At 61.6% G+C, this 26,076-nt stretch carries 19 protein-coding genes and 2 riboswitches; of the genes, 8 read left to right on the plus strand and 11 right to left on the minus strand.

Annotated features, from left to right (window positions below; genetic code table 11):
• Positions 1–11: 11 nt before the first annotated feature.
• Positions 12–3,722 carry a methionine synthase gene (gene metH / locus L6D81_RS10710; RefSeq protein WP_236179024.1) on the minus strand — a complete coding sequence of 1,237 codons (3,711 nt, stop codon included), beginning with the start codon at positions 3,720–3,722 and terminating at the stop codon, positions 12–14.
• Positions 3,723–3,880: 158 nt separating this feature from the next.
• Here metH and L6D81_RS10715 point away from each other — a divergent pair, with 158 nt between their 5' ends.
• The 3 genes from L6D81_RS10715 to nfuA all read left to right on the plus strand — a co-directional run bounded on the left by L6D81_RS10715 (position 3,881) and on the right by nfuA (position 7,937).
• Complete coding sequence (locus L6D81_RS10715) at positions 3,881–6,163, plus strand: fatty acid cis/trans isomerase (RefSeq protein ID WP_236179025.1); 2,283 nt, start codon at positions 3,881–3,883, stop codon at positions 6,161–6,163.
• Positions 6,164–6,259: 96 nt separating this feature from the next.
• The gene (locus L6D81_RS10720) at positions 6,260–7,261 is read left to right on the plus strand and encodes an acyltransferase family protein (RefSeq protein ID WP_236179026.1); all 1,002 of its coding nucleotides are present in this window, start codon (positions 6,260–6,262) and stop codon (positions 7,259–7,261) included.
• A 91-nt stretch (positions 7,262–7,352) separates the two neighbouring features.
• Positions 7,353–7,937 carry a Fe-S biogenesis protein NfuA gene (nfuA, locus tag L6D81_RS10725; protein ID WP_007959519.1) on the plus strand — a complete coding sequence of 195 codons (585 nt, stop codon included), beginning with the start codon at positions 7,353–7,355 and terminating at the stop codon, positions 7,935–7,937.
• An 86-nt stretch (positions 7,938–8,023) separates the two neighbouring features.
• On the opposite strand, the gene cobM is transcribed toward nfuA, so the two are convergent.
• The 10 genes from cobM to L6D81_RS10775 all read right to left on the minus strand — a co-directional run bounded on the left by cobM (position 8,024) and on the right by L6D81_RS10775 (position 16,925).
• A complete protein-coding gene (cobM, locus tag L6D81_RS10730) occupies positions 8,024–8,770 on the minus strand; it encodes a precorrin-4 C(11)-methyltransferase (protein WP_236179027.1) in 747 nt (248 codons plus the stop codon).
• A gap of 91 nt (positions 8,771–8,861) precedes the next feature.
• Positions 8,862–9,275 carry a cobalamin biosynthesis protein gene (locus L6D81_RS10735; protein WP_236179028.1) on the minus strand — a complete coding sequence of 138 codons (414 nt, stop codon included), beginning with the start codon at positions 9,273–9,275 and terminating at the stop codon, positions 8,862–8,864.
• On the minus strand, positions 9,272–9,973 hold the full coding sequence (locus L6D81_RS10740; RefSeq protein ID WP_236179029.1) for a CbtA family protein: 702 nt from the start codon (positions 9,971–9,973) through the stop codon (positions 9,272–9,274). The genes L6D81_RS10735 and L6D81_RS10740 overlap by 4 nt, the downstream gene beginning before the upstream one ends.
• A gap of 11 nt (positions 9,974–9,984) precedes the next feature.
• Positions 9,985–10,182 carry a CbtB domain-containing protein gene (locus tag L6D81_RS10745; RefSeq protein ID WP_007959524.1) on the minus strand — a complete coding sequence of 66 codons (198 nt, stop codon included), beginning with the start codon at positions 10,180–10,182 and terminating at the stop codon, positions 9,985–9,987.
• A 122-nt stretch (positions 10,183–10,304) separates the two neighbouring features.
• Positions 10,305–10,526: riboswitch (cobalamin riboswitch) on the minus strand.
• 34 nt (positions 10,527–10,560) lie between these two features.
• On the minus strand, positions 10,561–10,887 hold the full coding sequence (locus tag L6D81_RS10750; protein ID WP_236179030.1) for a hypothetical protein: 327 nt from the start codon (positions 10,885–10,887) through the stop codon (positions 10,561–10,563).
• On the minus strand, positions 10,874–11,572 hold the full coding sequence (locus L6D81_RS10755) for an AzlC family ABC transporter permease (protein WP_236179031.1): 699 nt from the start codon (positions 11,570–11,572) through the stop codon (positions 10,874–10,876). The genes L6D81_RS10750 and L6D81_RS10755 overlap by 14 nt, the downstream gene beginning before the upstream one ends.
• Positions 11,562–12,479, minus strand: coding sequence for a sugar phosphate isomerase/epimerase family protein (locus tag L6D81_RS10760; RefSeq protein ID WP_236179032.1), 918 nt, complete (start codon positions 12,477–12,479; stop codon positions 11,562–11,564). Before L6D81_RS10760 ends, L6D81_RS10755 begins: the two co-directional genes overlap by 11 nt.
• Positions 12,476–14,896 carry an ATP-grasp domain-containing protein gene (locus L6D81_RS10765; protein WP_236179033.1) on the minus strand — a complete coding sequence of 807 codons (2,421 nt, stop codon included), beginning with the start codon at positions 14,894–14,896 and terminating at the stop codon, positions 12,476–12,478. Before L6D81_RS10765 ends, L6D81_RS10760 begins: the two co-directional genes overlap by 4 nt.
• The gene (locus L6D81_RS10770) at positions 14,893–16,173 is read right to left on the minus strand and encodes a hypothetical protein (protein WP_236179034.1); all 1,281 of its coding nucleotides are present in this window, start codon (positions 16,171–16,173) and stop codon (positions 14,893–14,895) included. Before L6D81_RS10770 ends, L6D81_RS10765 begins: the two co-directional genes overlap by 4 nt.
• On the minus strand, positions 16,173–16,925 hold the full coding sequence (locus tag L6D81_RS10775) for a 2OG-Fe dioxygenase family protein (RefSeq protein WP_236179035.1): 753 nt from the start codon (positions 16,923–16,925) through the stop codon (positions 16,173–16,175). Before L6D81_RS10775 ends, L6D81_RS10770 begins: the two co-directional genes overlap by 1 nt.
• Positions 16,926–17,271: 346 nt before the next feature.
• Positions 17,272–17,481: riboswitch (cobalamin riboswitch) on the plus strand.
• Positions 17,482–17,580: 99 nt separating this feature from the next.
• On the opposite strand from L6D81_RS10775, the gene cobW reads away from it, so the two are divergent.
• The 5 genes from cobW to L6D81_RS10800 are packed head-to-tail and all read left to right on the plus strand — an operon-like array spanning position 17,581 to position 25,793.
• A complete protein-coding gene (gene cobW, locus L6D81_RS10780) occupies positions 17,581–18,654 on the plus strand; it encodes a cobalamin biosynthesis protein CobW (RefSeq protein ID WP_276574207.1) in 1,074 nt (357 codons plus the stop codon).
• Between the two features lie 3 nt (positions 18,655–18,657).
• Positions 18,658–22,431 carry a cobaltochelatase subunit CobN gene (gene cobN / locus L6D81_RS10785; RefSeq protein ID WP_236179036.1) on the plus strand — a complete coding sequence of 1,258 codons (3,774 nt, stop codon included), beginning with the start codon at positions 18,658–18,660 and terminating at the stop codon, positions 22,429–22,431.
• An 8-nt stretch (positions 22,432–22,439) separates the two neighbouring features.
• Positions 22,440–23,441 (plus strand): magnesium chelatase ATPase subunit I, encoded by a 1,002-nt coding sequence (locus L6D81_RS10790; protein WP_236179037.1) that lies wholly within the window; start codon positions 22,440–22,442, stop codon positions 23,439–23,441.
• Complete coding sequence (locus tag L6D81_RS10795; RefSeq protein WP_373874298.1) at positions 23,366–24,106, plus strand: vWA domain-containing protein; 741 nt, start codon at positions 23,366–23,368, stop codon at positions 24,104–24,106. The genes L6D81_RS10790 and L6D81_RS10795 overlap by 76 nt, the downstream gene beginning before the upstream one ends.
• Positions 24,107–24,146: 40 nt before the next feature.
• A complete protein-coding gene (locus L6D81_RS10800; RefSeq protein WP_236179038.1) occupies positions 24,147–25,793 on the plus strand; it encodes a phospholipase D-like domain-containing protein in 1,647 nt (548 codons plus the stop codon).
• The last annotated feature ends 283 nt before the right edge of the window (positions 25,794–26,076 follow it).

Here is a 26,076-nt window from a genome sequence, read left to right on the forward strand (position 1 = left end):
CGTGCTTTTGCTTAGTTGTCGTAACCCAGGTTCGGCGCCAGCCAGCGTTCGGTCAGGCTCAGTTCCTGGCCTTTGCGCGAGGTGTAGCTCTGCACCTGATCCTTGTCGACCTTGCCCACGGCGAAGTACTGCGCCTGCGGATGGGCGAAGTACCAGCCGCTGACCGCTGCCGCCGGGAACATCGCGTAGTGCTCGGTGAGGAACACGCCACTGCGGCCGGCACGCATTTCCCGGGCTTCAGGGTCGAGCAGGGCGAACAGCGTGGCCTTCTCGGTGTGATCCGGGCACGCCGGGTAGCCCGGGGCCGGGCGGATGCCGGAGTATTGCTCTTTGATCAGCGCTTCGTTGTCGAGGGCTTCATCCTTGGCGTAACCCCAGTGCTCTTTACGCACCTGCTGGTGCAGCCACTCGGCGCAGGCCTCGGCCAGACGGTCGGCCAGTGCTTTGACCATGATCGAGTTGTAGTCGTCGCCCGCGTCCTGATAAGCCTTGGCCACTTCTTCGGCGCCGATCCCGGCGGTGGTGATGAAACCACCAACGTAATCGGTCACTTCGCTGTCCTTCGGCGCGACGAAGTCGGCGAGCGAGAAGTTCGGCTTGCCGTCGGTCTTGATGATCTGCTGACGCAGGTGATGCAGGCGGGCCATTGGCTTGCCGTCATCGCCGTACAACTCGATATCGTCGTCGTGCACCTGATTGGCCGGCCAGAAGCCGAACACCGCACGAGCGCTGATCAGCTTCTCGTCGATCAGTTTGGCCAGCATCTCGCGGGCGTCCTTGTACAGCGAGGTCGCTGCCTCACCGACCACTTCGTCTTCGAGGATGCGCGGGAACTTGCCGGCCAGGTCCCAGGAGATGAAGAACGGCGTCCAGTCGATGTATTCGGCCAGGACGTTGAGGTCGATATTGTCCAGCACGCGGGTGCCGGTGAAGGTTGGTTTGACCGGGGTGTAAGAGGCCCAGTCGAACTGCGGCTTCTTGGCGATCGCGGCGGCGTAGCTCAGGCGTTCGGTGCGGGCGCTGCGGTTGGCGGTGCGCTCGCGGACGTCGATGTACTCTTCGCGGGTCTTCTGGACGAACCCGGCCTTCAGTTCCTTGGACAGCAACTGCGTCGCCACGCCCACGGCGCGGGAAGCGTCGGTCACGTAGACCACCGCGTCGTTGCTGTATTTGGGCTCGATCTTCACCGCCGTGTGCGCCTTGGAGGTGGTCGCGCCGCCGATCATCAGCGGCAGGTGGAAGTCCTGGCGCTGCATCTCGCGGGCCACGTGGACCATTTCATCCAGCGACGGGGTGATCAGGCCGGACAGGCCGATGATGTCGCACTTCTGTTCCTTGGCCACCTGCAGGATCTTCTCGGCCGGCACCATCACGCCAAGGTCGACGATGTCATAGCCGTTGCAACCGAGCACCACGCCGACGATGTTTTTGCCGATGTCGTGCACGTCGCCTTTCACCGTGGCCATCAGGATCTTGCCCTTGGCTTCCGGCTTGTCGCCTTTTTCCAGTTCGATGAACGGAATCAGGTGGGCCACGGCCTGTTTCATCACGCGGGCGGATTTCACCACTTGCGGCAGGAACATTTTGCCGGCGCCGAACAGGTCACCGACGATGTTCATGCCGGACATCAGCGGGCCTTCGATCACTTCGATCGGGCGCGCGAAGGACTGACGGGATTCTTCGGTGTCTTCGACGATGTGGGTGGTGATGCCCTTGACCAGCGCATGCTCCAGACGCTTGTTGACGTCCCAGCCGCGCCATTCTTCGGTCTCGGCTTCCTTGACGCTGCCGTCGCCCTTGTACTTGTCGGCGATGGCGAGGAGGGCGTCGGTGCCTTCCGGGGTGCGGTTGAGGATCACGTCTTCGACGGCGTCACGCAGTTCCTGCGGGATCTGGTCGTAGATCTCCAGCTGACCGGCGTTGACGATGCCCATGGTCAGGCCGGCGCGGATCGCGTACAGCAGGAACACCGAGTGAATCGCCTCACGCACCGGGTTGTTGCCGCGGAACGAGAACGACACGTTGGACACGCCGCCGGAGCTCAGGGCATACGGCAGTTCGTCACGGATGTAGGCACAGGCGTTGATGAAGTCCACAGCGTAGTTGTTGTGTTCTTCGATGCCCGTGGCCACGGCGAAGATGTTCGGGTCGAAGATGATGTCTTCCGGCGGGAAGCCGACTTCGTTGACCAGAATGTCGTAGGAGCGTTTGCAGATTTCTTTCTTGCGCGCTTCAGTGTCCGCCTGGCCGGCTTCGTCGAACGCCATCACTACAACTGCCGCGCCGTAGCGCTTGCACAGTTTGGCGTGGTGGATGAACTGCTCGACGCCTTCTTTCATGCTGATCGAGTTGACGATGCCCTTGCCCTGAATGCACTTGAGGCCGGCTTCGATCACGTCCCATTTCGAGGAGTCGATCATGATCGGTACGCGGGAAATGTCCGGCTCGCCGGCAATCAGATTGAGGAAGGTCACCATGGCCTTCTTCGAATCGAGCATCCCTTCGTCCATGTTGATGTCGATCACCTGGGCGCCGGCTTCGACCTGCTGCAGGGCGACTTCCAGGGCTTCGGTGTAGTTGTCTTCACGGATCAGACGGGCGAATTTCGCGGAACCGGTGATGTTGGTCCGCTCGCCGACGTTGACGAACAGCGAGCTGCGATCAATGGTGAATGGCTCCAGACCCGACAGGCGGCAAGCCTTGGGAATGTCCGGAATCTGCCGTGGCGCGTAACCGGCGACGGCTTTGGCGATGGCTTCGATGTGGCCCGGCGTGGTGCCGCAGCAACCGCCGACGATGTTGAGGAAACCGCTCTGGGCGAATTCTTCGATGACCTTGGCGGTGTCCACCGGCAGTTCGTCGTACTCGCCGAATTCGTTCGGCAGGCCGGCATTCGGGTGTGCCGAAACGTGGGTGCTGGCCTTGTCCGACAGCTCTTCCAGGTACGGACGCAGTTCGCGGGCACCGAGTGCGCAGTTCAGGCCGACCGAAATCGGTTTGGCGTGGGCCACGGAGTTCCAGAACGCTTCAGTGGTCTGGCCCGACAAGGTGCGGCCGGAGGCGTCGGTGATGGTGCCGGAAATCATGATCGGCAACTCGAAGCCCAGTTCTTCGAACACGCCTTGCACGGCGAAGATCGCGGCTTTGGCGTTGAGGGTGTCGAAGATGGTTTCGATCAGGATCAGGTCGGCGCCGCCTTCGATCAGGCCTTTGGAGGCCTCGGTGTAGTTCTCCACCAGTTCATCGAAGGTGACGTTGCGATAGCCCGGGTTGTTGACGTCCGGCGACAACGAGCAGGTGCGGCTGGTCGGGCCCAGTACGCCGGCGACGAAACGCGGCTTGTCCGGGGTCTCGAGGGTTTTCGCGTCGGCAACCTTGCGCGCCAGACGGGCGCCTTCTACGTTGATTTCGTAGACCAGTGCTTCCATGCCGTAGTCGGCCATGGAAATCTGCGTGGCGTTGAAGGTGTTGGTCTCGAGGATGTCGGCACCGGCATCCAGGTAGGCTTTCTCGATGCCGCCGATCACGTCCGGGCGGGTCAGCACCAACAGGTCGTTGTTGCCCTTGACGTCGCTCGGCCAGTCGGCGAAGCGTTTGCCGCGATAATCCTGCTCCTCGAGCTTGTAGCTCTGGATCATCGTGCCCATGCCGCCGTCGAGTATCAGGATGCGCTCTTTGAGAGCTTGCTTGAGAGCTTGAAGGCGGACGCTGCGATCGGACATTGGGGCTACTCGAAAAAGACCATGACGAAGGGCCGGGATCATAACAAACCTGTGCGGTTTTAGAGCATGTGGCACTTTTGCATGAATATCGCTCATGTTGGTACGGGCGTCATAACGGTAGAATCGCGGCGTTTTTCTTCAGGATCAGGGTCAGGGACATGTCGTACCGCGTCATCAGCATTTTTTTGCTGTTTTTAAGCTGGGGCGCCGCTGCGCAGCAACCCGCGATTTCTTATATCCGTGATATTCAACCGATCTTCACCGAGAAGTGCGTGGCCTGCCATGCGTGTTACGACTCTGCCTGTCAGCTCAATCTGGGCAGCGGTGAAGGCGCAGCGCGGGGCGCGAGCAAGATGCCGGTCTACGATGGCGAGCGCACCCAGGCGGCGCCGACCACGCGACTGTTCTATGACGCCTTCGGCAAACGTGCCTGGCAGCAGAAAGACTTCTATTCGGTGCTTGACGCGCAGGGCAGTCAGGCGGCGCTGATGGCGCGCATGCTGGAGCTGGGGCACAAAACGCCACTGACACCTAACGCCAAGCTGCCGGAAGACATCGTGCTGGGCCTCAACCGCGAGAACCTGTGCGCGATGCCCGCCGAATTCGACGGCTATGCCGGCGCCCATCCGAAAGAGGGCATGCCGCTGGCGGTGACCGGGCTGACCGATCAGCAATATCAGACGCTGCAGCGCTGGCTGGCATCCGGCGCGCCTATCGACGAACAAGGCCTGGCGCCAAGCGCCAAGGAGGCGATGCAGATCGTCCAGTGGGAAAACCTGCTCAACCAGCCTGGCGCGCGGGAAAGTCTGGTCGGGCGCTGGTTGTTCGAACACTGGTTTTTGGCGCACATCTATTTCAAGGACGGCGAGCCGGGGCATTACTTCCAGTGGGTGCGTTCGCGCACGCCGACCGGTCAGCCGATCGATCTGATCGCCACGCGTCGTCCGAACGACGATCCGGGCACTCAGGTGTATTACCGCCTGTGGCCGGTGCAGGGCGTGATCGTGCACAAGACCCACATCACCTATCCGCTGAGCGCGGCGAAAATGGCGCGGGTCAAGAGCCTGTTCTATAACGGTAACTGGCAGGTCAACGCCTTGCCGGGCTACGGGCCGCAGAGCCGGGCCAACCCGTTCGCGACCTTCGAAGCGATCCCGGCACAGGCGCGTTATCAGTTCATGCTCGATAACGCCGAATACTTCGTACGCACGTTCATTCGTGGCCCGGTGTGCCGTGGGCAGATCGCGACTGACGTGATCCGCGACAACTTCTGGGCGTTGTTCCAGGCTCCCGAACACGACCTGTACATCACCGACCCTAACTATCGCGGCCAGGCCACGCCGTTGCTGGCCATGCCGGGGCAGAACGACGACGTCGGCAGCGTCCTTAGCCTGTGGCACAACTACCGCAACAAGCGCAACCAATACGAGGCGCTGCGCCGTGACAGCTACGCCGACCTGCCGGCGCCGAGCTGGTCGACCCTGTGGGCCGGCAACGACAACGCCTTGCTCAGCATCTTCCGTCACTTTGACAGTGCTTCGGTGACCAAAGGCCTGATCGGCGAGGTGCCGCAGACGATGTGGCTGTTTGACTATCCGCTGCTGGAGCGCACCTATTACCAGTTGGCGGTGAATTTCGATGTGTTCGGCAACGTCTCCCATCAGGCGCAAACACGCTTGTATTTCGACCTGATCCGCAACGGTGCCGAACAGAATTTCCTGCGCCTGATGCCTGCCGATTCCCGTGAAGGCTACCTCGACGATTGGTACCAGAGCAGCGGCCAGTTCAAGATGTGGCTCGATTACGAAGCCATCGACGATGACAAACCGAGCGCACTGAAACTCGACGAGAAAGACCCGAAACGGGATTTCGCGCTGCAGTTGCTGGCGCGCTACGGTGAGCTCAACGCGCGCCCGGATCCGATCAACCGCTGCGAAGACGCCTATTGCTCGCGCCCGAACATCGACCCGGCGCTGCAAAACGCCGAACAGGCGCTGAGCCGCCTGACTTCGCGCCCGGCGGCGGGCCTGAAAGTGATCGATCAATTGCCGGAAGCCACCATGCTTCGGGTCGAAACCCGCAGTGGTAAACGCGAGGTCTACAGCCTGCTGCGCAACCGTGCCCACAGCAACGTGGCGTTCCTGCTCGGTGAATCCCTGCGCTATCAACCGGGGCTGGACACGCTGACGATCTATCCGGGCGTACTCAGCAGCTACCCGAATTTCATGTTCAACATCCCGGCGGATCAGGTGCCGGCATTTGTCGATGCCATGGAAGGCGCAAAGGACGCGGCGCAGTTCGAGAAAATCGTCGAACGCTGGGGTATTCGTCGCAGCCATCCGCAGTTCTGGTTCTATTTCCACGACTTGAGTCAGTACATCCACGAAACCGATCCGGTGGAAGAGGGCGTGCTGGATATGAACCGGTACGAGAATCTTTGATCTTTCGAGATCGGCCTGCTGTCCGAACCCTTAGGGGCACCGTAATCCATCGTGGGAGCGGTGGTGCTCCCTAAATGCTGGACGGGAGCGCCATCGATGTTGATTTCAGTGCAGGCCCTGCGAGCGCTCGCTGCGTGGGCGGTGGTCTGCCATCACTTCATGCAGATTTTCTTCGACTTCGAAGCGCGGGGGCCGATAGGGCAGCTGTTCATCGACAGGGGCGCCGTGGGCGTCGATATCTTTTTCGTGATCAGCGGGCTGGTGATTTTCCTGTCCACCGAAGGCAAGGCGCTGCCGCCGGCGCGGTTTGTGCTGTATCGACTGTGTCGGATCGTTCCGGCGTATTGGCTCTATACCGTGCTGATGGCGTTGCTGGTGGTGTTCGCCCGGCCGCTGCTGCCAGACCAGGCGGTGGACTGGGGGCATCTGCTCCTGTCGTTGCTGTTTATTCCGACCGAGAACCCCGGTGGTTACGGGATCTATCCGACCCTGAATGTCGGCTGGACCCTGAATTACGAAATGCTGTTCTACGTGTTATTCGCCTGGGCGCTGTTGTTCCGGCTGCAGGTGCGCTTGCTGGTGGTCGCGGCGCTGCTGTTTGCGGTGTGTCAGGCCTGGACCGGATTTGGCTGGGTCAGCGAGTTTTATCGCTCGAACATCGTTTATGAGTTCCTGCTGGGGATCGGTATCGGCATGCTCTATCGCCGCGGCTGGATTGGACCGGCGCTCTGGCTGCCATTGCTGGGAATCGCTGCGGCGTTAATGGCGATCTATCACCTGGCGCCGCAGCCCCGGTTGCTGAATTGGGGCGTGCCCAGTGCGGTGCTGGTCATGGCCAGCATGGCGCTGGAGCGCTACGTCGAGCGCAACAGGCTGCTCAAGCTGCTGGGCGACTGTTCGTACTCGGTGTATCTGATGCACGTGCTGGTGCTGTCGGCGGGTGGTTATCTGGCCCGCCGTTATGGGATCAACCCGTATTTGATGTTTGTTATCTGTGTGCTGGCCATTGGTATCGGTTCGTGGCTGAGCTACGAATGGGTCGAAAAACGCAGTTATCAGTGGCTTAAGGCACGGATTGACGGCGAACCTGGCGCTTAGCCGATTTGCGAACTATTCCTACGTAAATACTAGGACTTTGTGCCGCGCGCCGATTGGCGTAAACTCCGCCCCAAGCCTGCGAGGAGTCTCCATGACCGCTATTACCATTACCGACGCCGCCCACGATTACCTGGCCGATCTGCTCTCCAAGCAGAACACCCCGGGCATCGGCATCCGCGTTTTCATCACCCAACCTGGCACCCAGTACGCCGAAACCTGCATCGCCTACTGCAAGCCGGGCGAAGAGAAACCTGAAGACACGGCGTTGGGGCTGAAAAGCTTCACTGCCTACATCGACTCGTTCAGCGAAGCGTTTCTCGATGATGCCGTCGTCGACTACGCCACCGACCGCATGGGCGGCCAGTTGACCATCAAGGCGCCGAACGCCAAAGTCCCGATGGTCAACGCCGACAGCCCGATCAACGAGCGCATCAACTATTACCTGCAAACCGAAATCAACCCGGGGCTGGCCAGCCACGGCGGTCAGGTCAGCCTGATCGATGTGGTTGAAGACGGCATTGCCGTGCTGCAGTTCGGCGGCGGTTGCCAGGGCTGCGGCCAGGCGGACGTGACGTTGAAGGAAGGCATCGAGCGCACCTTGCTTGAGCGTATTCCGGAGCTCAAGGGCGTTCGCGACGTGACCGACCACACGCAGAAAGAAAACGCCTACTACTAAGGTGTTCGCTGCGGCATGAAAAACGGCGCCCCGTGAGCGCCGTTTTTTGTGCGTGAAATTCAATGACGCCTTCGCGGGCAAGCCCGTCATGGGCGGTAAAGGTGCGCATGCCCCGCGCGATACAGCGACGACTCACTGAAATGATCGCTGCCCAATACCCGGCCAACCAGAATCAACGCCGTACGCCGAAACCCCTTGGCCGCCACCTTCTCGGCAATATCCTCCAGCGTCCCGACCGCCCAGTCCTGATCCGGCCACGTCGCCCGGTGAATCACCGCGATCGGGCAATCTGCGCCGTAATGCGGCAGCAGCTCGGCGAGGATCTTCTCCAGATGATTGACCCCCAAATGAATCGCCATGGTCGCCCCGTGCTGCGCCAGACTGCCCAGTTCCTCGCCGGCAGGCATCGCGGTCTTGTCCGCATAACGGGTCAGAATCACGCTTTGCGAGATGTCCGGCAGCGTCAGTTCAGCGCCCAACAGCGCGGCGCACGCGGCGGTGGCGGTCACGCCGGGAATGATCTCGAACGGGATATCCAGCTCGCGCAGATAACGAATCTGCTCGCCAATGGCGCCGTACAGGCTTGGATCGCCGGAATGCACCCGCGCCACATCCTGGCCCTTGGCGTGGGCGGTCTTGATCAGGTCGATGATCTGTTCCAGGTGCAGCTCGGCGCTGTTGACCACGGTTTCAGCGCAATGACCTTCCAGCACTGCCGTCGGCACCAGCGAACCTGCGTAGATGATCACCGGGCAACTGCGGATCAGCCGCTGGCCTTTGACAGTGATCAATTCCGGGTCGCCGGGGCCGGCGCCGATGAAGTAAACGGTCATCGTTGGATCCTGTAGAAAAGGGGCAGGGCGGTGCTTCACCGACTCTTCAGATGAAGAATGCTCATGATCGAAAGCGCGAATTATCGGGAATTTACGCCGCGCCGGCCAATGCCAGAGTTGCCTGGGCGTATTTTTGCCGGGATATCAGCAGTTTTGCCGGGCCGCTGATCAATTGTTCGGCGAGCGCCAGCGCGGCACTTTCCGCCACGCCGTAGCAGCCGGTGCGTTCGAAGGCGATCTGTGAGTGGTGACTCAAGCGTTGCTGATAACTGGCCAGTTCTTCACTGCTGAAATACAGCAACGGTAGTGCCAGTTGGGCGGCGAGTTCCTGCAAACCGGGTTCATCGCGTTTGAGGTCGATGCTGGCCAGCGCCTTGATCTTTTCAAGATCAATCCGGTGCGCCTGCAACGCCTGGTCAAGCAATGCGCGCAGCGTGCTGGCCGGGCAGCCGCGCTGGCAGCCCAGGCCGACCACGAAAGTCGGCACTGCGCTGTCATCGGTCATGCGGGATACTGACCTTCGCTTTTGCGGCGGAACAACCAGGCGCTGATCAGACCCAGGGCCAGCCAGAACGCGACGTTGGTCAGCTGCGAAGCGATTTTGAACTGAGCTTCAAGGGCCTCCGGAGCGAGCATCGAATGCACTTGCGGTTGCGGCGCGCCGATCACGTGCGGCACGGCAAGGATTGCCACGCCGAGGATCTTCATCAGCCAGTGGCGGCTGAATGCGATCAAGGCCAGGCCGACAGCGGTGGAGGCGGCAGTGCCGATCCACCACATTTGACGCGAGGCCAGATCCGCGGCGGCAGTCCCCGGCAGCTCAGGCGGCAGGCCCATCGTCGGCGCGAGCACGAAGGTTGCGTAACCGGCCAAGCCCCAGAGCAGGCCTTGTGACGTTTTGGTCGGTGCACGCAGGGTGTACAGGCCGGCCAGCATCAGGGCAAAACCCACGGCAACCACCAGATTGCCGCCAGTGGTGGACACCACGCGCTGCCAGCCGTCTTCCGGCTCCCAGGCCTCGGCATCGTGAGTGTGGGCGGCGGTGCCGGCGGCGTGTTCGTGAGCTTCGGCAACCGGTTCGGCCTTTTCGTAGGTTTCTGCCTGAAGAATCAGCGGCGATACCCAGAAGCTTTGCAGCAATGTCAGAAGCAGGGCGGCCAGAAGGCCCGTGAAACCTGCGGTCTGCGCAATACGCTTGATCATGTCGTCAGGTCTCAGTGGCACGGGAACGCGGCGCTGTGGCGGGTATCGTGAGCGGCGTTGTGTACCGCTTCGATGTGCGAAAAACCGGCGAAATACACCAGGCAGGCGCCGAGGATCGACGCGCAGACGGCGGCGGTCAGGCGTTGGCTCAGGGTGGTGGTGCTGGAGATCTTGTCCGAATTGCTGCCGGTGCTGCTGATGATCGACATGGCGCTTCCCTCTGGAGTGTCAGCGGGTGAATAGAGCGCATGAAAGCCCCTGCGGCCGGGCACGCAGAGGTTCGAACAGCGCCCGCCCACCGCGGGTTTGTTATGTTCAGTGGCGCAAGGATGCGCACTGTGTGTTGCGGGCCGGTCTCCGGGCTCACGAGGGGTTGGCGTCAGGCCAACCTGCAAGCGTCACCTTCCCATGCCCGTGGGCACAGTGGATCTGACGCTTCGCTCGCTTACCGTTGCGGGGGCAGCACCGGACTGACATGGCTTGAGAGTAAAGCACATGATTCACCGGTTTCCCGTTTCACCCTGTGAAGGGCACCCGTAACAAGTTGTGTAGGAGACCATGGGCGGGGGATTCGCGTCAATCGACGGCTAAAGCGTCGCGAGTGCCACGTACACCGCCAAGGCGATCAGAAACGCATAGTAGGACTTGATTGGCGTCAGGCTCAGCAGCCAGGCCAGCGTAACCGGCACGACCCACTGCATGGCGGCTGCGTGCTGCTTGGTCAGCGGATAGAGTGACCCGGCCAGCAGGCTGACCAGCATCGCCACCGACGTGTACTTGCCGAGGCGACCGATGAAGCTGCGGGCACCGCCGGACAGCCGCTCGACATCGACCGCCAGCGGCAGCAGCCGGCAAATCGCGGACACCAGCGCGCAGATCAGCACATACAGCCAGAAAGTACTAGGTTCGGTCATAGGCATAACTCGTCAGGACTGTGACCGCCAGGACCAGCAGCAGGCTCACTTCGCCCAGCGACAGCAAGCTGACGGCGGTGGCCAGGCCGGCGATCCATTGCGCGTGGAAGCTGTGACGCTCGCGGGCCATCTTGCCAAGCGAGGCGCTGATGAAGACGGCGATCACCACGCTGACGTGATCCATCACGGCGTTGTCGGCCAGGCTCGCAAAGCAATAGCCGGCGATGGTGCCGAGCAGGGCGGCGGCGTACAGCAAAAAACACACGGTGTTGGCGTACGCACGACTGATCGGTTGCTGTTCCTTGCGGATCGACATTAGCGTGAATGCAGCATTGGCCATCACCGCCAGCGCCGGAACGAACGCCTTGATCGGCCCTTCAAGGCTGGATTTGAGGCTCAGCGTGAAAACCAGAAAGCGCAGGTTGATGCTCAGTGCAGAGACCAGCACACCAAAGGCGTTCAGCAGATGCGCGGGCGTTTCCAGCAGCGTCAGTTGCAACGGCGAGGCCATCACCGTACCGCTGAACACCACCATGGCCGGCAAGTCCAGGCCATGGCGACGCCCGAGCATGCCGATCAGGGTGAAGGTCAGCAACAGCGAGAACACGAACGGCAGCGCATCGCGAATGCCGGTCGCTATCTCGTTGTGCGACGCTGGTTTTGCCAGTGCGGAATCAACCGGCATGGGTGCGTTGCCGCGTGCCGGCGAGCAGTTCCTCGACCCCCTCCTTGTAGGCCAGGGCCTTCTCCAGGTAGTACTCGGTGGAGAAACGCGGAATGAACTCTTCCACCACCGCGACCCCGCGATAGCCGTTGACCGCGAAACGATTGAGCACATCGCTCAGGCGCAGGTTGCCTTCGCCGATCGGCAGATGCTGGTGGTGCGTATCGTTGAGATCGGCAATGTGCAGGTGCCGAGTGATCGGCGCCAGACCGGCGATGGCTTCGAACAGGCTTTCGCCATACGGCAGCAGCGAACACAGGTGCGTCACGTCGATGGTCACGAAGCATCCGGTTTCCTGGTGGAAGCGCAGGTGTTCCTCGACCGTGAATACCGGGAACTTCGGCCGCTGTCCGCCCATGTTTTCCAGGCACAAGGCAATGCCATCGGTGTTGCAGCGTGTGCTGACCTGATTGATCGCGTTGATCAGGTTGTCCAGCAACTCGCCATTTTCCAGCTGATCCTTGTAGCCGGGGTGAAAGGTGACGCTGGTGGCACCCGCCTCACGGGAAAAATCCACGGCGGCGCTCAGGCAGTCGACGGCTTGGGCGCGTTCGGCCAGATCCGGGGAGCACAGGTTGTACTGGCGTCCCCACCAGCCGGCATGCACGGTCAGGGTGATGCCATTCTGCTCAGTGAAACGGCGGATCTGCCGGGCCAGATTGACACGTTCCTCGGCGCTGAGTGACCAGAAGACCTGTTCGGCGTCTTCGCCGATTTCGAACTCCACGGCCTTGAAATGTCGGGCCAGGTCGGTGATCGAGCCGAGGATGTCCGCCGGGTTGTCGTAGACATTGGTGGAGAAGGAGATCAGCGGAAAATCCGGACTGATCGGGCCATCGATACGGTACAGCGTTTCATTCGTGGTCATTGCGCCTGTCCTTGGGTAGTGAACCGTGGGTGGGAAATCGCAGCGTTGAAGGCTGCCTGGTCGTCCGCATCGCGACAGCCCAGCAGCACGTAGCCGTGACGATCTGCAGAGCGGCGGATGGGCCGGCCGAACTTGTCATGGTTGAGGATCGCGCGCAGCGCAAACGGCTGTTGCAGCAGATGCGTCTGCAGCGGTTTCGGGTCGGTGGCGTGGTCCGCTTCAACGTAGCGAATCGCCATTTTCACGTAGGGCTTCTCGATTTCCGGCGGTGTAGAGCCAGTCATTGCGGCGATGGTGCTGGCCGCCAGATGCACGCCGGTGGTTTTCCAGACCATTTCCCAGATCTGGTCGCCGCCGAAGCGAGTCTGGGTCTCGATGAAGTGCAGGCGTGAACCGTCGAGCTTGATCTCGGTGTGAGCCGGGCCCCAGCGGTTGCCCATGCGTTCGAGCAGCCACAGCACGGCTTCTTCGATCTGCACGCGGCTGTCATCTTCGAGCCCGGCGGGAAAGTCGTGGCCGGTTTCGACATACCCCGGCGCACCGCTGGTATGTTTGCGGGTGATGCCGAGAATTCGGTGCCGGCCATCCAGGCTCAAGGATTCGACACTGTATTCCTCGCCGCTGGCGAAGGCCTCGATCAGATTGCGGCCCTCAAGCGGCAGTTGCGCGACATCCTCTGGCCGGTCGATGGCGTAGACGCCCTGGCTGCCGGAGCCGTTGACGGGTTTGACAATGGCCGGGCCGTGACGGAGCACGAAGGCACGAACCTCTTCGCGACTGTTGACGGCGGCGGCCGGCAATTCGTAGCGGCTGCCCTGCAACAACTGGCGAAACAGCAGCTTGTCGCGGCTGACTTCGACGCTGCCCAGGCTGTTGTGGGCGATGCCCAGTTGTTCGCCCAGCCGGGACGCCGGCAACAGGCCCAGTTCCGAAAACGAAACCACGGCATCGAACGGGTGCTGGCGGTGCAGTCGCTCGATGGTTTCGCTGTAAGTGTCCAGTTCTGCGATGTCCGGCGTCAGTACCGGCGTTGCATGCTTGCGCTGATAGTCAGACAAGTCACCCGGCTGTTGGACGAGGGTAAAGCGAAACTGCCGTTGTGTATCCCAGTCCATTCCCGAATCGCGACCGCCGATGAGCAAAATGTGTCGGATCCCCGTCGCGCCGGGGACTTCGCCGTAGACATCGATGTCGGCGACGGCCAGCAAGGATTCGCGCAGGCTGGCGGTATCGGGTTGCTTGAACTCGAGGTACAGGTAGTTCTGGAAACCGTTGCTCACCGGTCCGATGGCATCGCCCGGGTTGACGTAGGCGTACCGACGCTGGAATCCCGGCAGGCGCTCGATGCGCTCGGCGTGGTGCAGTCCGTCATAGAACCGGTCGGTGCGGGCGAACGGTGTGGCGATGCCGAACGCAACGGGGGCTCGGCCGGGCAGAGGCTGCATTTCAGCGGACAGTGTCCGGTGGTAGCAGACGTCCAGGTGCAACCCCCAGGCGTGGCGAATCACGTGAATCCGGCTGCCACCGGGGCGCGCGCCGACTTCGAGGATCTTCGGCCCGCTGGCGGTGAGAATGAACTCGACATGGGCGAACGTGCCTCTGAGTCCCAGTGCCTTGACGGCGTCATGGGCCAGTCGGTGGCAGCGTTCTTTCAGGTCGGCATCGGGTTCCAGCAGCGATGGCGTGTAGCGGGCGAAATGGTGGAAGTCATCCCGCCCGATATCGACACCGGCAATCACGTCGACAATCGGAAAACTGCGGATCGAGCCATCCGCAGCGATTGCGCAGTCGATGGAGTGGTTGGAGCCCTGGAGGAACTCTTCCAGCAACAACTGCTCGGTTTCGCGGCTTTTTCCGGCCACATAACGCTGCAGCGCCGGCCATTCGTGGCGGGCATAGTCGAGCAGATCGTGGTGAGTGTGGATGCAGCGAACGAACAGGCTGCTGTAGAGGTTCGCGGGTTTCAGAATGAACGGGTAGGGCAGTTCACCGGAGTGTGCCAGCAGGTCGTCGATTCGTACTTCGCGGGACATCACGTGCAGGTCAGGGTTGTCCGACTGCTGGAAGTGTTGGCGCTGCAACACCTTGTCCAGAGTGTTTTCCACGTTGCGGTGCAAGTGAGCCAGCGCTGGCAGCGCCGCGCACAGGCGGGCTGTGACAGCAACATAGCCTTCGCGGAAATTCAGCACGCTGGTGAACCCGTGTTCATCGAGCAGGCGTTGCGTCAATCCGATCAGATCCGCCGTCAGTCCTCTGGAGAAATCGTACTGTGCCACTGGCGAGATTCTTGTCGCGTCAGCGATCTTGCTGGTTTTACGGCTGTCGGCGATCAACAGCGGAGTAATGCCCTCGGCAATCAGGCCTTCGTATTCACCTTCGCGGATGTTGCCGATGATCAGGCAGGCGCTCGCTTTCATCGGCAAACCTCCGGGTCGAAGCTGTAATGGATTCGGTTCAGGCGCTGGCAAATGTGCGACAGACGGATCCGGTCCACGCCGTTCGCACCGCCGCTCAAGACATTGCGGATAATGTGCGCCAAGGCATCCAGGTCCTCGCTGCTGATCCCCAGGCGAGTGATTTCCTGAAGGCCGAAGCGCAGGCAATCGCGGCCATGAACTTGTTTGTTGTTGACCCGGATGCCCAGTTCATTGAGTTCTTGCGCCGCTTGCCGCGCCAGGGGCCCTTCAAGCAAGAGCAGGTGCGTGTCGGTGGGGTGTAGCGTCCAGCCCGGCAAGCCTTTCAGGGCATCGTGCAGTTGGCGGGTGTTGGCGCACATGCGCTGGGCATAGGCCTGTCCGTAGTGCCGGGTTTCCACCAGGCTGACGAACAATTGCAGCAGGCCGGGCAGGTTGGGCGAAGAGACCAGGCCGCTGCTGAGCGTCTGTTCAATCCGCCAGGCCAGGTCGGCGCTTCGGCAGACGATCAGTGCCCGGTGCGGACCTGCCAGGGATTTGTGGGTATTGCCTTGAAGAATGTCCGCGCCTTCGTCAAGCGGGTTGGGAAACGCCTGTCCGGCGATCAGGCCCAGGGTGTGCGATGCATCGTAAATAATCAGTGTCCGCTCCAGACCACGGCGGTTCAGCAACGTACGCAATGGCTCGATAGCGATTGCCCGAGTGGTCAGGCCGTGATCGAGCAGCACGGCTGCCGGTGGTGTACCGAGTGCCTGAAGTGTCTGATCGACAGCTTCGAGATCGATTTGTCCGTCCGCCGTCAGCGTGAAAAATGCGCTGCGCCTGCCGATTTTCTGCACCAGCGGCCCGGTCGCAAAATGCCCGCCGCTTTCCGGCGCCAGCGACAGAATGGCATCGCCCGGCTCGGTCAGCGCGGTCAGCACGCTCAGCGTACAGTGCACGCCGGACAGCACCCGATACTCGACGAATGGAGCGTTGAACATCGCCTGCACAGCCTGGGTCGCCAGCGTCTTCAAGGCTTCGACTTCCGGGAAGTGCTCAACGTGCATGCCATTGAATTGGGCGGCATAACGTTGACCGTCGATGGCTTGTGCGTTGAATAAATAACGCTCGTAAAAACGGTTCTGTCCGAGCGTGCGCGCGGTCTCGGACAATATGTTTTCGTTGGCGGTCAACGACAAGGTTGAAACTCGTCGAGCACAGGCCTGTTGGAACTGTTCAATAATAAAGTCATGTGTGCCGGGTGGGTTGGCTGAAAGTGCATGCGTCAAAGAGTTCATTAGTAGTCCGCCAGGTCGAAATCGATTATCAACATGTCGCGGCTGCCGCGATTCGAATTAATGCTTGATGTTTGCAGTGGGGAAACTTCGTGCAGAAGTATTCGGTCATTCAATACGGCTGTTTCCATGTAATCCGTCAAAGTTGCTTTGAATACACAGTTGCCACTTTCATTGAATATCCGACTTTCGCCGCCGCTGACGCACTGGCGTTGAATCAGATGTTGAAAGACAAAATCGTGTCCGTCGCGATGGCGGCCCTCGGGTGTGGCGTGACCGGCATTACGCCGATCGCAGAGGATACGGAACTGGTGACAGGTCACCAGCCAGTCGCGCGGGCCGACCGTCAGATCCATCAGCGCCAGGTCGGCGGCGAGCACGGTTTGCAGGACCGGAGACTCGATAAACGTTGACTCGCTGCGGCTGTAGGTGCGCTGGACGCCACCCAGCAGCGGGTTGTGGGCCTGGGCTTGAAAGAAATGGCAGTCTTGCAGCGGCGTCCACTGGCGCTCCCGTTGGCGGTATTCGAACTTGCAGATGCGCCGCTGGCGAATGCCGTTCTCCGCGCTCAGGTAGGCATCGGGGAGCAAATGCTCCCACGTCGCGTTGAACGCCTGACACACATCGTGCCCCAACAACCCGACCTGGACCGCCGGATATTGGTAACTGTGCGCGTAGTGGCAATGACGCAGTAGTTGCGACAGTTCCTGCAGTACGGTGCCATCAGATTGCCGCAATGCATTGTCGGCGCTCATGTTGCAGGCACGTAAGTCAGATGGGCAGGAATAGAGAGCGTTGAATACTGATAGTAATCAGGCATGCAAGAATTCCTTTCTTGTAGAGTGCAGCGTCCTTTGAATCTTCATGTTTCATATCTTGTTTTAATTTATCAATTTGGTTTTTGTAAAGATATGTAATTGGAGAGTTCGAGCGCTCTATTCCGAGGTCGAGCGTCGTGATGGGCAGTTTGGTGGTTAGATGATATGTAAGAGATTGCCTACAACTAATTTTTTAATTGAGAACTGTTTTCGATCAATATATTAAAGAACGATGTCCATATAACGACATTGCTGCAGACGTTGACCCGCCTTGCGCGCATGCGTAGCCTTGCGCTTTCGAGGTTCTTCGGCCCACGCCGAAGCTAAGAAGGGAACGCGGTCCAAGCCGCGGCTGCCCCCGCAACTGTGAACGGTGCTGTTCGCTGCCACGCCACTGCCAACTCCATCCAGAGCCAGCGGGAAGGCGCAGCGAATACCGGGCCAAGGCCCGAACATCGTCAGCCAGGAGACCTGCCTCGTCACAGATTCTCACTTTCAACCGGGCGGGGTGATCCGGTGGCGAACTCTCCAGGCACGCACCCGCGTTGCCGGTCTCGTCCCGTATGCCCGCCACCTTGCCAAAGGGCATCCGATGAAAACACTGGCCAAACTCCCCGTCACCATCGTCACCGGCTTCCTCGGCTCGGGCAAAACCACCTTGCTGCGGCACATGCTCGACAACGCCCAGGGCCGCCGCATCGCGGTGATCGTCAACGAGTTCGGCGAGCTGGGCATCGACGGTGAAATCCTCAAGCAGTGCACCATCGGCTGCACCGAAGAAGAAGCCACCGGCCGCGTCTACGAACTGGCCAACGGTTGTCTGTGCTGCACGGTTCAGGAAGAGTTCTTCCCGGTGATGCGCGAACTGGTGGCCCGTCGCGGCGACCTTGACCACATCCTGATCGAAACCTCGGGCCTGGCCCTGCCAAAACCTTTGGTGCAAGCCTTCCAGTGGCCGGAAATCCGCAACGCCTGCACCGTTGACGCGGTGATCACCGTAGTCGACAGCCCGGCCGTGGCCGCTGGCACCTTCGCTGCGTTCCCGGATCAGGTCGACGCCCAGCGCAAACTCGATCCGAACCTGGACCACGAATCGCCGCTGCACGAACTGTTCGCCGACCAATTGGCCAGCGCCGATCTTGTGATTCTCAACAAGGCCGACCAGACCAGCGCGGAAGACCTCACTCGCGTGCGTCTGGAAGTCGCTGAAGAGCTGCCGCCAGCGGTAAAAATCGTCGAAGCCAGCAACGGTCGCCTGCCGTTGGACGTGTTGATTGGGCTGGGTGCCGGTTCCGAAGAACACATCGACAGCCGTCACAGCCATCACGATCACCACCACGGTGAAGGCGATGACGATCACGATGACCACGATCACGACGCCTTTGATTCGATCTCCATCGAACTGCCGCAAGCCGATGAGAGCCTGCTGCTCGACGCACTGACGCAACTGGTCGTTCAGCACGGCATCCTGCGGGTCAAAGGTTTCGCGGCGATCCCGAACAAGCCGATGCGGCTGCTGATTCAGGGCGTGGGCACGCGTTTTGACAAGCACTTCGACCGTCAGTGGGGCGCTGATGAGGCGCGTGTGACGCGTCTGGTGCTGATCGGTCAGGCACTGGACGCCGCGCAGCTCGAAGCGCAACTGCGCGCCGCGCTCAGCGTTTAAGCCATGCACCTGCTCAGGACCCAGCCCGGCGGTTTCGTGTCGGATGACAACATTGCCGACCTTGGACAGACCCCCGCCGAGCTGGTGATCCTGTGCAGCGGCGACTCCAGCCTTGCCTTGCTCGCCGAAGCCGCGCAGCAATTGCCCGAGGATTACCCGAGCGTGCGGCTGGCCAACCCGATGCAGGTGCAGAACCATGCGTCGGTCGACCTGTATGTCGATGAGGTGCTGCGCCACGCCAGGGTCATTCTGATCTCGCTGCACGGCGGCATCGCTTATTGGCGGTATGGCGTCGAGCGGCTGGTCGAGTTGTCCGAACGTGGCGTGCAGGTGATTCTGGTGCCGGGCGATGACCGTCCCGACCCGGAGCTCAGCGACCTGAGCACCGTGGACGCCGAGGATCGCGACCGGCTCTGGCAGTTTCTGCGTCAGGGCGGCCTGGGCAATGCGCTGGATTTCTTCCGCTGCCTGGCCAGTCGCTGGCTGGCGCGGGATTACGTGTGGGGCGAGCCGCAAACGCTGCCGCGCACGGCGATTTACCACCCGAACAAAAACACCGCCGCACTGGGTGACTGGCAAGCCGACTGGCTGCCCGGTCAACCGGTCGCGGCGGTGTTGTTTTATCGCTCGCATTTGCAAGCGGCGAATACGGCGTTTATCGACGTGTTCTGCCAACGGCTTCAGGCGGCCGGACTCAATCCGCTGCCAATTGCCGTGGCCAGTTTGAAAGAACCCGGCTGCCTGTCGGTGGTCGAGGACTGGCTGGATGAGGTCGAGGTCGCGGTGATTCTGAACACCACCGGTTTCGCCCAATCCAGCCCGGAAGCGCCGCATCTGCGGCCGTTCCGGCGCAACATTCCGGTGATCCAGGCGATCTGCGCCCAGGACAACGAGCCCGGTTGGCGCGAAAGCGAGCAAGGCCTCGGTCCGCGGGATCTGGCGATGCACATTGCCTTGCCGGAGCTGGACGGCCGGATCATCAGCCGGCCGATCAGCTTCAAGGATCTGGCCTGGCGCAGCGAGCGCAGTCAGTCCGACGTGGTGTGTTATCGCGCCCAGCCTGAACGAATGGATTTTGTGGCCGAACTGGCGCGCCGCTGGGTCGGTCTGGCGCGGGTGCCGAACGCTGAAAAGCGCATCGCACTGATTCTTGCCAACTACCCGACCCGGGACGGACGCATCGGCAATGGCGTCGGCCTAGACACGCCGGCTGCCGCGCTGAATATCCTGCGAGCGTTGCAGGCCGAAGGTTATCCGCTACCGGCCGAACTGCCGGACAGCGGCACCGAACTGATCCAGCAATTGCTCGGCGGCGTCAGCAATGACCTCGACACCCTCGACCAGCGCCCGTGCCAGCAGAGCCTGGCGATGAACGATTACCTGGCGATGTTTAGCGCGTTGCCGCAAGCCAATCGCGCAGCGGTGCTGGAGCGTTGGGGTTCGCCGCAGAATGACCCGATGTGCCGTGACGGGCGAATGATGATCGCCGGCCTGCGGTTTGGCCTGACCTTCGTCGGCATTCAACCGGCGCGGGGTTATCAGGTCGATCCGAGTGCGGTGTATCACGACCCGGATCTGGTGCCGCCGCACGCGTACCTCGCCTTCTATTTCTGGTTGCGCCAGACCTACGGCGCTCACGGTGTGATCCACGTCGGCAAGCACGGCAATCTCGAATGGCTGCCGGGCAAAGGCGTGGGCCTGTCGGAAAACTGCTGGCCGGATGCACTGCTCGGGCCGCTGCCGAACATCTATCCGTTTATCGTCAACGACCCGGGCGAGGGCGCCCAGGCCAAGCGTCGCACCCAGGCGGTGATCATCGACCATCTGATGCCGCCGCTGACCCGCGCCGAAACCTACGGTCCGTTGCGCAATCTGGAGCTGTTGGCCGACGAGTATTACGAAGCGCAATTGCTTGATCCGCGCCGCGCCCGGGAGTTGCAGCGCGACATTTTGCAACTGGTGCGTGACACGCAGATCGATCGCGAACTGCAACTTGACGAAGCCCTCGACAGCGAGGCCGATGCAGCGATCTGGCTGCCGCGTCTGGACACCTACCTGTGTGATCTGAAGGAATCGCAGATCCGCGATGGTTTGCACATTTTCGGCGAGTCGCCGACCGGGCGTTTGCGCATCGACACCTTGCTGGCGCTGCTGCGGATTCCGCGCGGCGATGGCAAAGGGGCTCAGTCGAGTCTGTTGCGGGCGTTGGCCAAGGCGTTTCAGTTGGGATTCGATCCGCTGGATTGTGCACTGGCTGATCCCTGGACCGGCCCGCGCCCGGTGGAACTGCAATCGCTGAGCGATGAAGCCTGGCGCACGGCAGGGGATACCCGCGAACGTCTGGAACGGTTCGCGGGGCATCTGATCGAGCAGTCGCTGGCGGGTGATGTGGTGCAACTGGACGCTGCAGGCTGGTCAGATGTGCAGGCGATCATCAGCGCCTTGCGCGAAGTGATCGCCCCACGCCTCGATGCCTGCGGCCCGGCCGAAATGCATGGCCTGCTCGACGCCCTGAACGGCCGTTTCGTCCCGGCCGGCCCGAGTGGCGCACCGAGTCGCGGTCGCCTGGACGTACTGCCCACCGGGCGCAATTTCTATTCGGTGGACGTGCGCAATCTGCCGACCACCACTGCTTGGCGGATCGGTTTCCAGTCCGCGACCCTGATTCTCGAGCGACATTTGCAAGATCACGGCGATCACCTGCGCCAGCTCGGCCTGTCGGTGTGGGGCACCGCGACCATGCGTACCGGCGGCGATGACATTGCCCAGGCCATGGCGCTGATGGGCGTGCGCCCGGTGTGGGCCACCGGCAGTCAGCGGGTCGATGATTTCGAGATTCTGCCGCTGAGCCTGCTCGACCGCCCTCGGGTCGATGTCACGCTGCGGGTCTCCGGATTTTTCCGCGATGCGTTCGCCAACCTGATCCGCTTGTTCGACGCTGCCGTACAAGCCGTGGCGGAGCTGGACGAGCCGGACGATCTCAATCCACTGGCCGCCAAGGTGCGTGTCGAACGTGAGGCGCTGCGTCAGTCGGGGCTGGATGACGACGCCGCCCGGCGTCAGGCTGGCTGGCGGATCTTCGGCGCCAAACCCGGCGCTTATGGTGCGGGCGTGCAGGGCGCCATCGATGGTCGGCTGTGGCAAACCCGCGAGGATCTGGCCGAGGTCTACCTAAACTGGGGCGCGTACGCTTACGGTGGCTCCGACGAAGGCACTGCCGCCCGCGAGCAATTCGTCCAGCGCCTGAGCCAGGTGCAGGCGGTGCTGCAAAACCAGGATAACCGCGAGCACGACCTGCTCGATTCCAACGATTACTACCAGTTCCAGGGCGGCATGCTGGCTGCCGTGGAAAGCCTGCGCGGCGAAGCAGCGGCCAGTTATCACGGCGATCACAGTCAGCCGGACCTGCCCAAGATCCGCACCCTGAAAGAAGAGCTGAACCGGGTGATTCGCTCAAGGGCGGCGAATCCGAAATGGATCGACGGGGTCAAGCGTCACGGCTATAAAGGCGCGTTCGAACTGGCGGCGACGGTCGATAACCTGTTTGCTTTCGACGCCACCACGCAACTGATCGACGATCACCAGTACGCGCTGCTGGCCGACGCGTATTTGCTGGATCCGGCCACCCGCGAGTTCGTGCGCGAGCACAATCCCCACGCACTGCGCGACATGACCGAACGCATGCTCGAAGCGCAGCAGCGCGGAATGTGGCAGGAACCGGGCGTTTACAAAGAGGCGCTGGAAAACCTGCTGCTGGACATAGAAGAAGAGAGCTGAGACTGAACATGACCGATACCCCGCATTTCCCGCTCTCCGCCGTGGTTGGCGCCGATGATTTGAAACTGGCGCTGTACCTGACGGCCATCGATCCGAAGATCGGCGGCGTGCTGATCGAAGGCCCGCGGGGCATGGCCAAGTCCACGCTCGCCCGGGGGCTGGCGGATCTGTTGGCCAGCGGTCAGTTCGTCACCTTGCCGTTGGGAGCGACGGAAGAGCGGCTGGTCGGCACGCTGGATCTGGATGCGGCATTGAGTGATGGTCGTGCGCAGTTTTCTCCGGGTGTGCTGGCCAAGGCGGACGGCGGCGTGTTGTATGTCGATGAAGTGAACCTGCTGCCGGATCATCTGGTGGACCTGCTGCTCGATGTCGCCGCCAGCGGTACCAACCTGATCGAGCGCGACGGCATTTCTCACCGGCATTCGGCGAAGTTCGTATTGATCGGCACGATGAACCCGGAAGAGGGTGAGTTGCGTCCGCAATTGCTGGATCGCTTTGGTTTGAACGTCGCACTGGGCGGTCACACGGCGCCGACCGAACGGGGTCAGATCATTCGTCGTCGGCTGGATTTCGACAGCGATCCGCAGGCGTTCTGTGCACAGTGGGAGGCTGAGCAGCAAACCCTGCGCGAGCGCTGCGAGCACGCTCGCAAGGTGTTATCGGGCATCCCGCTGGATGACGCGGCGCTGGCGCAGATCACCGAGCGTTGCTTCGCGGCAGGTGTCGACGGTTTACGCGCCGATCTGGTCTGGCTGCGTGCGGCGCGGGCACATGCGGCGTGGCGCGGTGCCGAAACCATCGCCGAGCAGGACATCGATGCCGTCGCTGAATTTGCCTTGCGTCATCGTCGCCGCGAACAGTCTTCATCCCCCGCACAGCCACCGGCGCAATCGCCGTCCGGCACTGACGCCGAGCCGAGCGAAGGGCAGGGACAGTGGGGCGAAATGCCGGCGCCGGCCCTCGCCACCGGCGCACGCCGCGAAGTCCCGGTCTGGCCAAAAAAGCCTTAGGCATTCGCCCCCGATCCGACGCGGGGGCGAATGCCAGACCCCGCGCCGGACGCCTCGATAACGGCCGCCAGGGCAAGCGTCACGCGGCTCGCAGTGGCTCGGTGAACTGGCCCGCAACCTTGCTCAATGGCCGCCCGAAAACCCGGGCGGATCTGCTGTTTCAACTGCGCACCCGCACGCCCCATGAACTGTGGCTGGTGATCGTCGATGCCTCGGCCTCGACCCGTCGTCATCAGGCGCTGAGCGATGCCAAGGGTGTGCTCGCTCAATTGTTCGATGACGCTTACCGACAGCGCGCGCGCCTTGCGTTGTTGACCGCCAGTGGCGCGGCGCCGAAATGGCAGGTGCAAGGGTTGAAGGCCTCCAGCGGGTTGCGCGCGTGGCTCGATGGATTGGGCGCCGGAGGCGGCACGCCTCTGTTGGCGGCGGTGACCGAAGCCGGGCATTGGCTGGCGGTGCGGCGCAAGCGTTTCCCCGCCGAACAGCAACGGTTGCTGGTGATCACCGATGGTCGCTTGAAAGACTGTGGGCAACTGCCAGCGCTGGCGTGTCCGGGCCTGCTGATCGATATCGAGCGCGGACCGATCCGTCTGGGACGTGCGAGGCAAATGGCGACAGCGCTGGAAGCGGATTACCGGCATATCGACGAGTTGTTGTCGCTCTGAGGGCTATGCTGCAGTGAGGCCCAATCACAAGGAGTGAATCATGCGCGTACTGGTCGCCAACCCGCAGGACGATTTTCGCGTCAAGGCCTACGCCGGCACCAACGGCGTGCTGTTGGCCATGGACCTCGCAGAACCCCGGCGCAAAGGCCTGCTGGGGTTTGCCATCGAGAAGCAGCAGGGCGACAAACCGTGGCTGTTCCTGTTCAACAGCCTGACCTTTCCCGGCAAGGCCCATACGTTCGCGCAGTTCCACGCCACGCCGAGCGACAAGGCGCCGTTGCAGAAATTTCGCTGGGCCGATTACGCGGTCAATCCGGGCATGACGATTCACTACCGCGTGCACCTGGCGTATGGCACGCCGGATGCGCCGAAACTGGGCGAAGCGCTGGCGCTGACGATCCGCTCCGACGACGGGCATCCTGCCAATCAGAGTGTCATCTTCAACCGCGCTGTGGCTGCCAGTCAGGCGTTTCAGCGCAAATTCCCCGATCTCGACGCGCAGATCAGCGCCAACAAAAAACTGCCCATCGAAGCCTGGCCCGATGCCGCGCGTCAGTGGCTGGAGAACGGTCTGCTCGGGCGCCTGCAAGGGTTTATCGAGCGTGCAGTGGACGGTCAGTGGGCGCTGGATATCGCGATCTACGAATACCAGTTGCAAACCCTCATCGACACGGTGAACGCGGCATTCGATCGAGGTGTTCAGGTGCGCGTGCTGTATCACGCCCGGCCCGACGACGAAGACACGGCAATCAACGAAGCAAGCCTTGAGAAACTGCCGGCGACCAGCAAGCGCGGTCGGGTCACCCACAATATTTTCCATAACAAGTTCATCGTCCTCAGCCGACTCGACGGAGGCGGCGAGCGTCAGCCGCAAGCGGTGCTGTGCGGCAGTACCAACTTCACCGCCAATGGCGTGTACCGCCAGGCCAACGTGGTGCATGTGCTCGACGATGCGGCGGTCAGCGCGAGTTATCTGAAAACCTTCGAACAGATCTGGGCCGAGCCGGCGGACGTCGGCGCCACCCGCGACTGGATCACCCAACAGAATCCGATGAATCCGGCGCAGCCCCTGTTTGCCGGATTTTCGCCGCGCACCGGCGGCACGGATCTGCGGGAGTTCGTCGATATCATCGAGGGGGCGAAAAAAGACCTGCTGTTCGTTACCGCATTCGCCTTGCCTGACGCGATTCTCAACGCGTTGCTCGGCCAGCCCCACGACGACATCCTGCGTTACGGCCTGCAAAACACCGCCAGCCGTATCACCGGGTTTCACGCCGACCGAACCGCCGAATTCGCCGCCACCGCATTGCTCAACACCGGGCTGGAAGGTTGGTTGCGGGAGAACATGAAAGGGCAGAAAGGCAACCTGCTGGTGCACACCAAAGCGGTGGTTACCGACTTCACCAGCGACAGCCCGACCATCATCAGCGGCAGCCATAACCTCAGCGCCTCGGCCAGCAACGGCAATGACGAGAACTACCTGATCATTCGCGGCGACACCGACCTGGCGGATCGCTATGGCCTGGAACTGTTGCGTTTCTACGAGCATTACCGTTTTCGCTACTTCGCGAAGAAGCTCGCGTTGAAACAGGTGCAGCCGTTGGCGGCGGATGACCGCTGGACCAATGATTACTACGTCGAGGGCGATCTGCGCCAGTTGTCTCGCCTGCGGTTTGCCGGGCGTTAGCCCTTACACATCCGTTGGTTGCCGATGCTGACGGGGCGGCGATAAGCTGGCGGCGTACAGATTTTGAAATGATTTCCAGCTGTGGGAAAAGTCATCTGAGCCTGTACGCTTCAAGGCCTTTTTTCATTCAGGATTTGCATGAACACCCTCTCGGAGCCTCCCAGTTCTATTCAAAGAACCCCGTTCCCCTCGCGCCACGGCGCGGTCTTGACGCACTCGCAGCATCCGGTCTTCCGACTACCGACTATCGTTGATGGCGCAGCCTTCGGGCTTTCGCGCCGCG

The sequence above is a fragment of the Pseudomonas sputi genome (assembly GCF_021603585.1).
Classification (GTDB): Bacteria; Pseudomonadota; Gammaproteobacteria; order Pseudomonadales; family Pseudomonadaceae; genus Aquipseudomonas; species Aquipseudomonas sputi.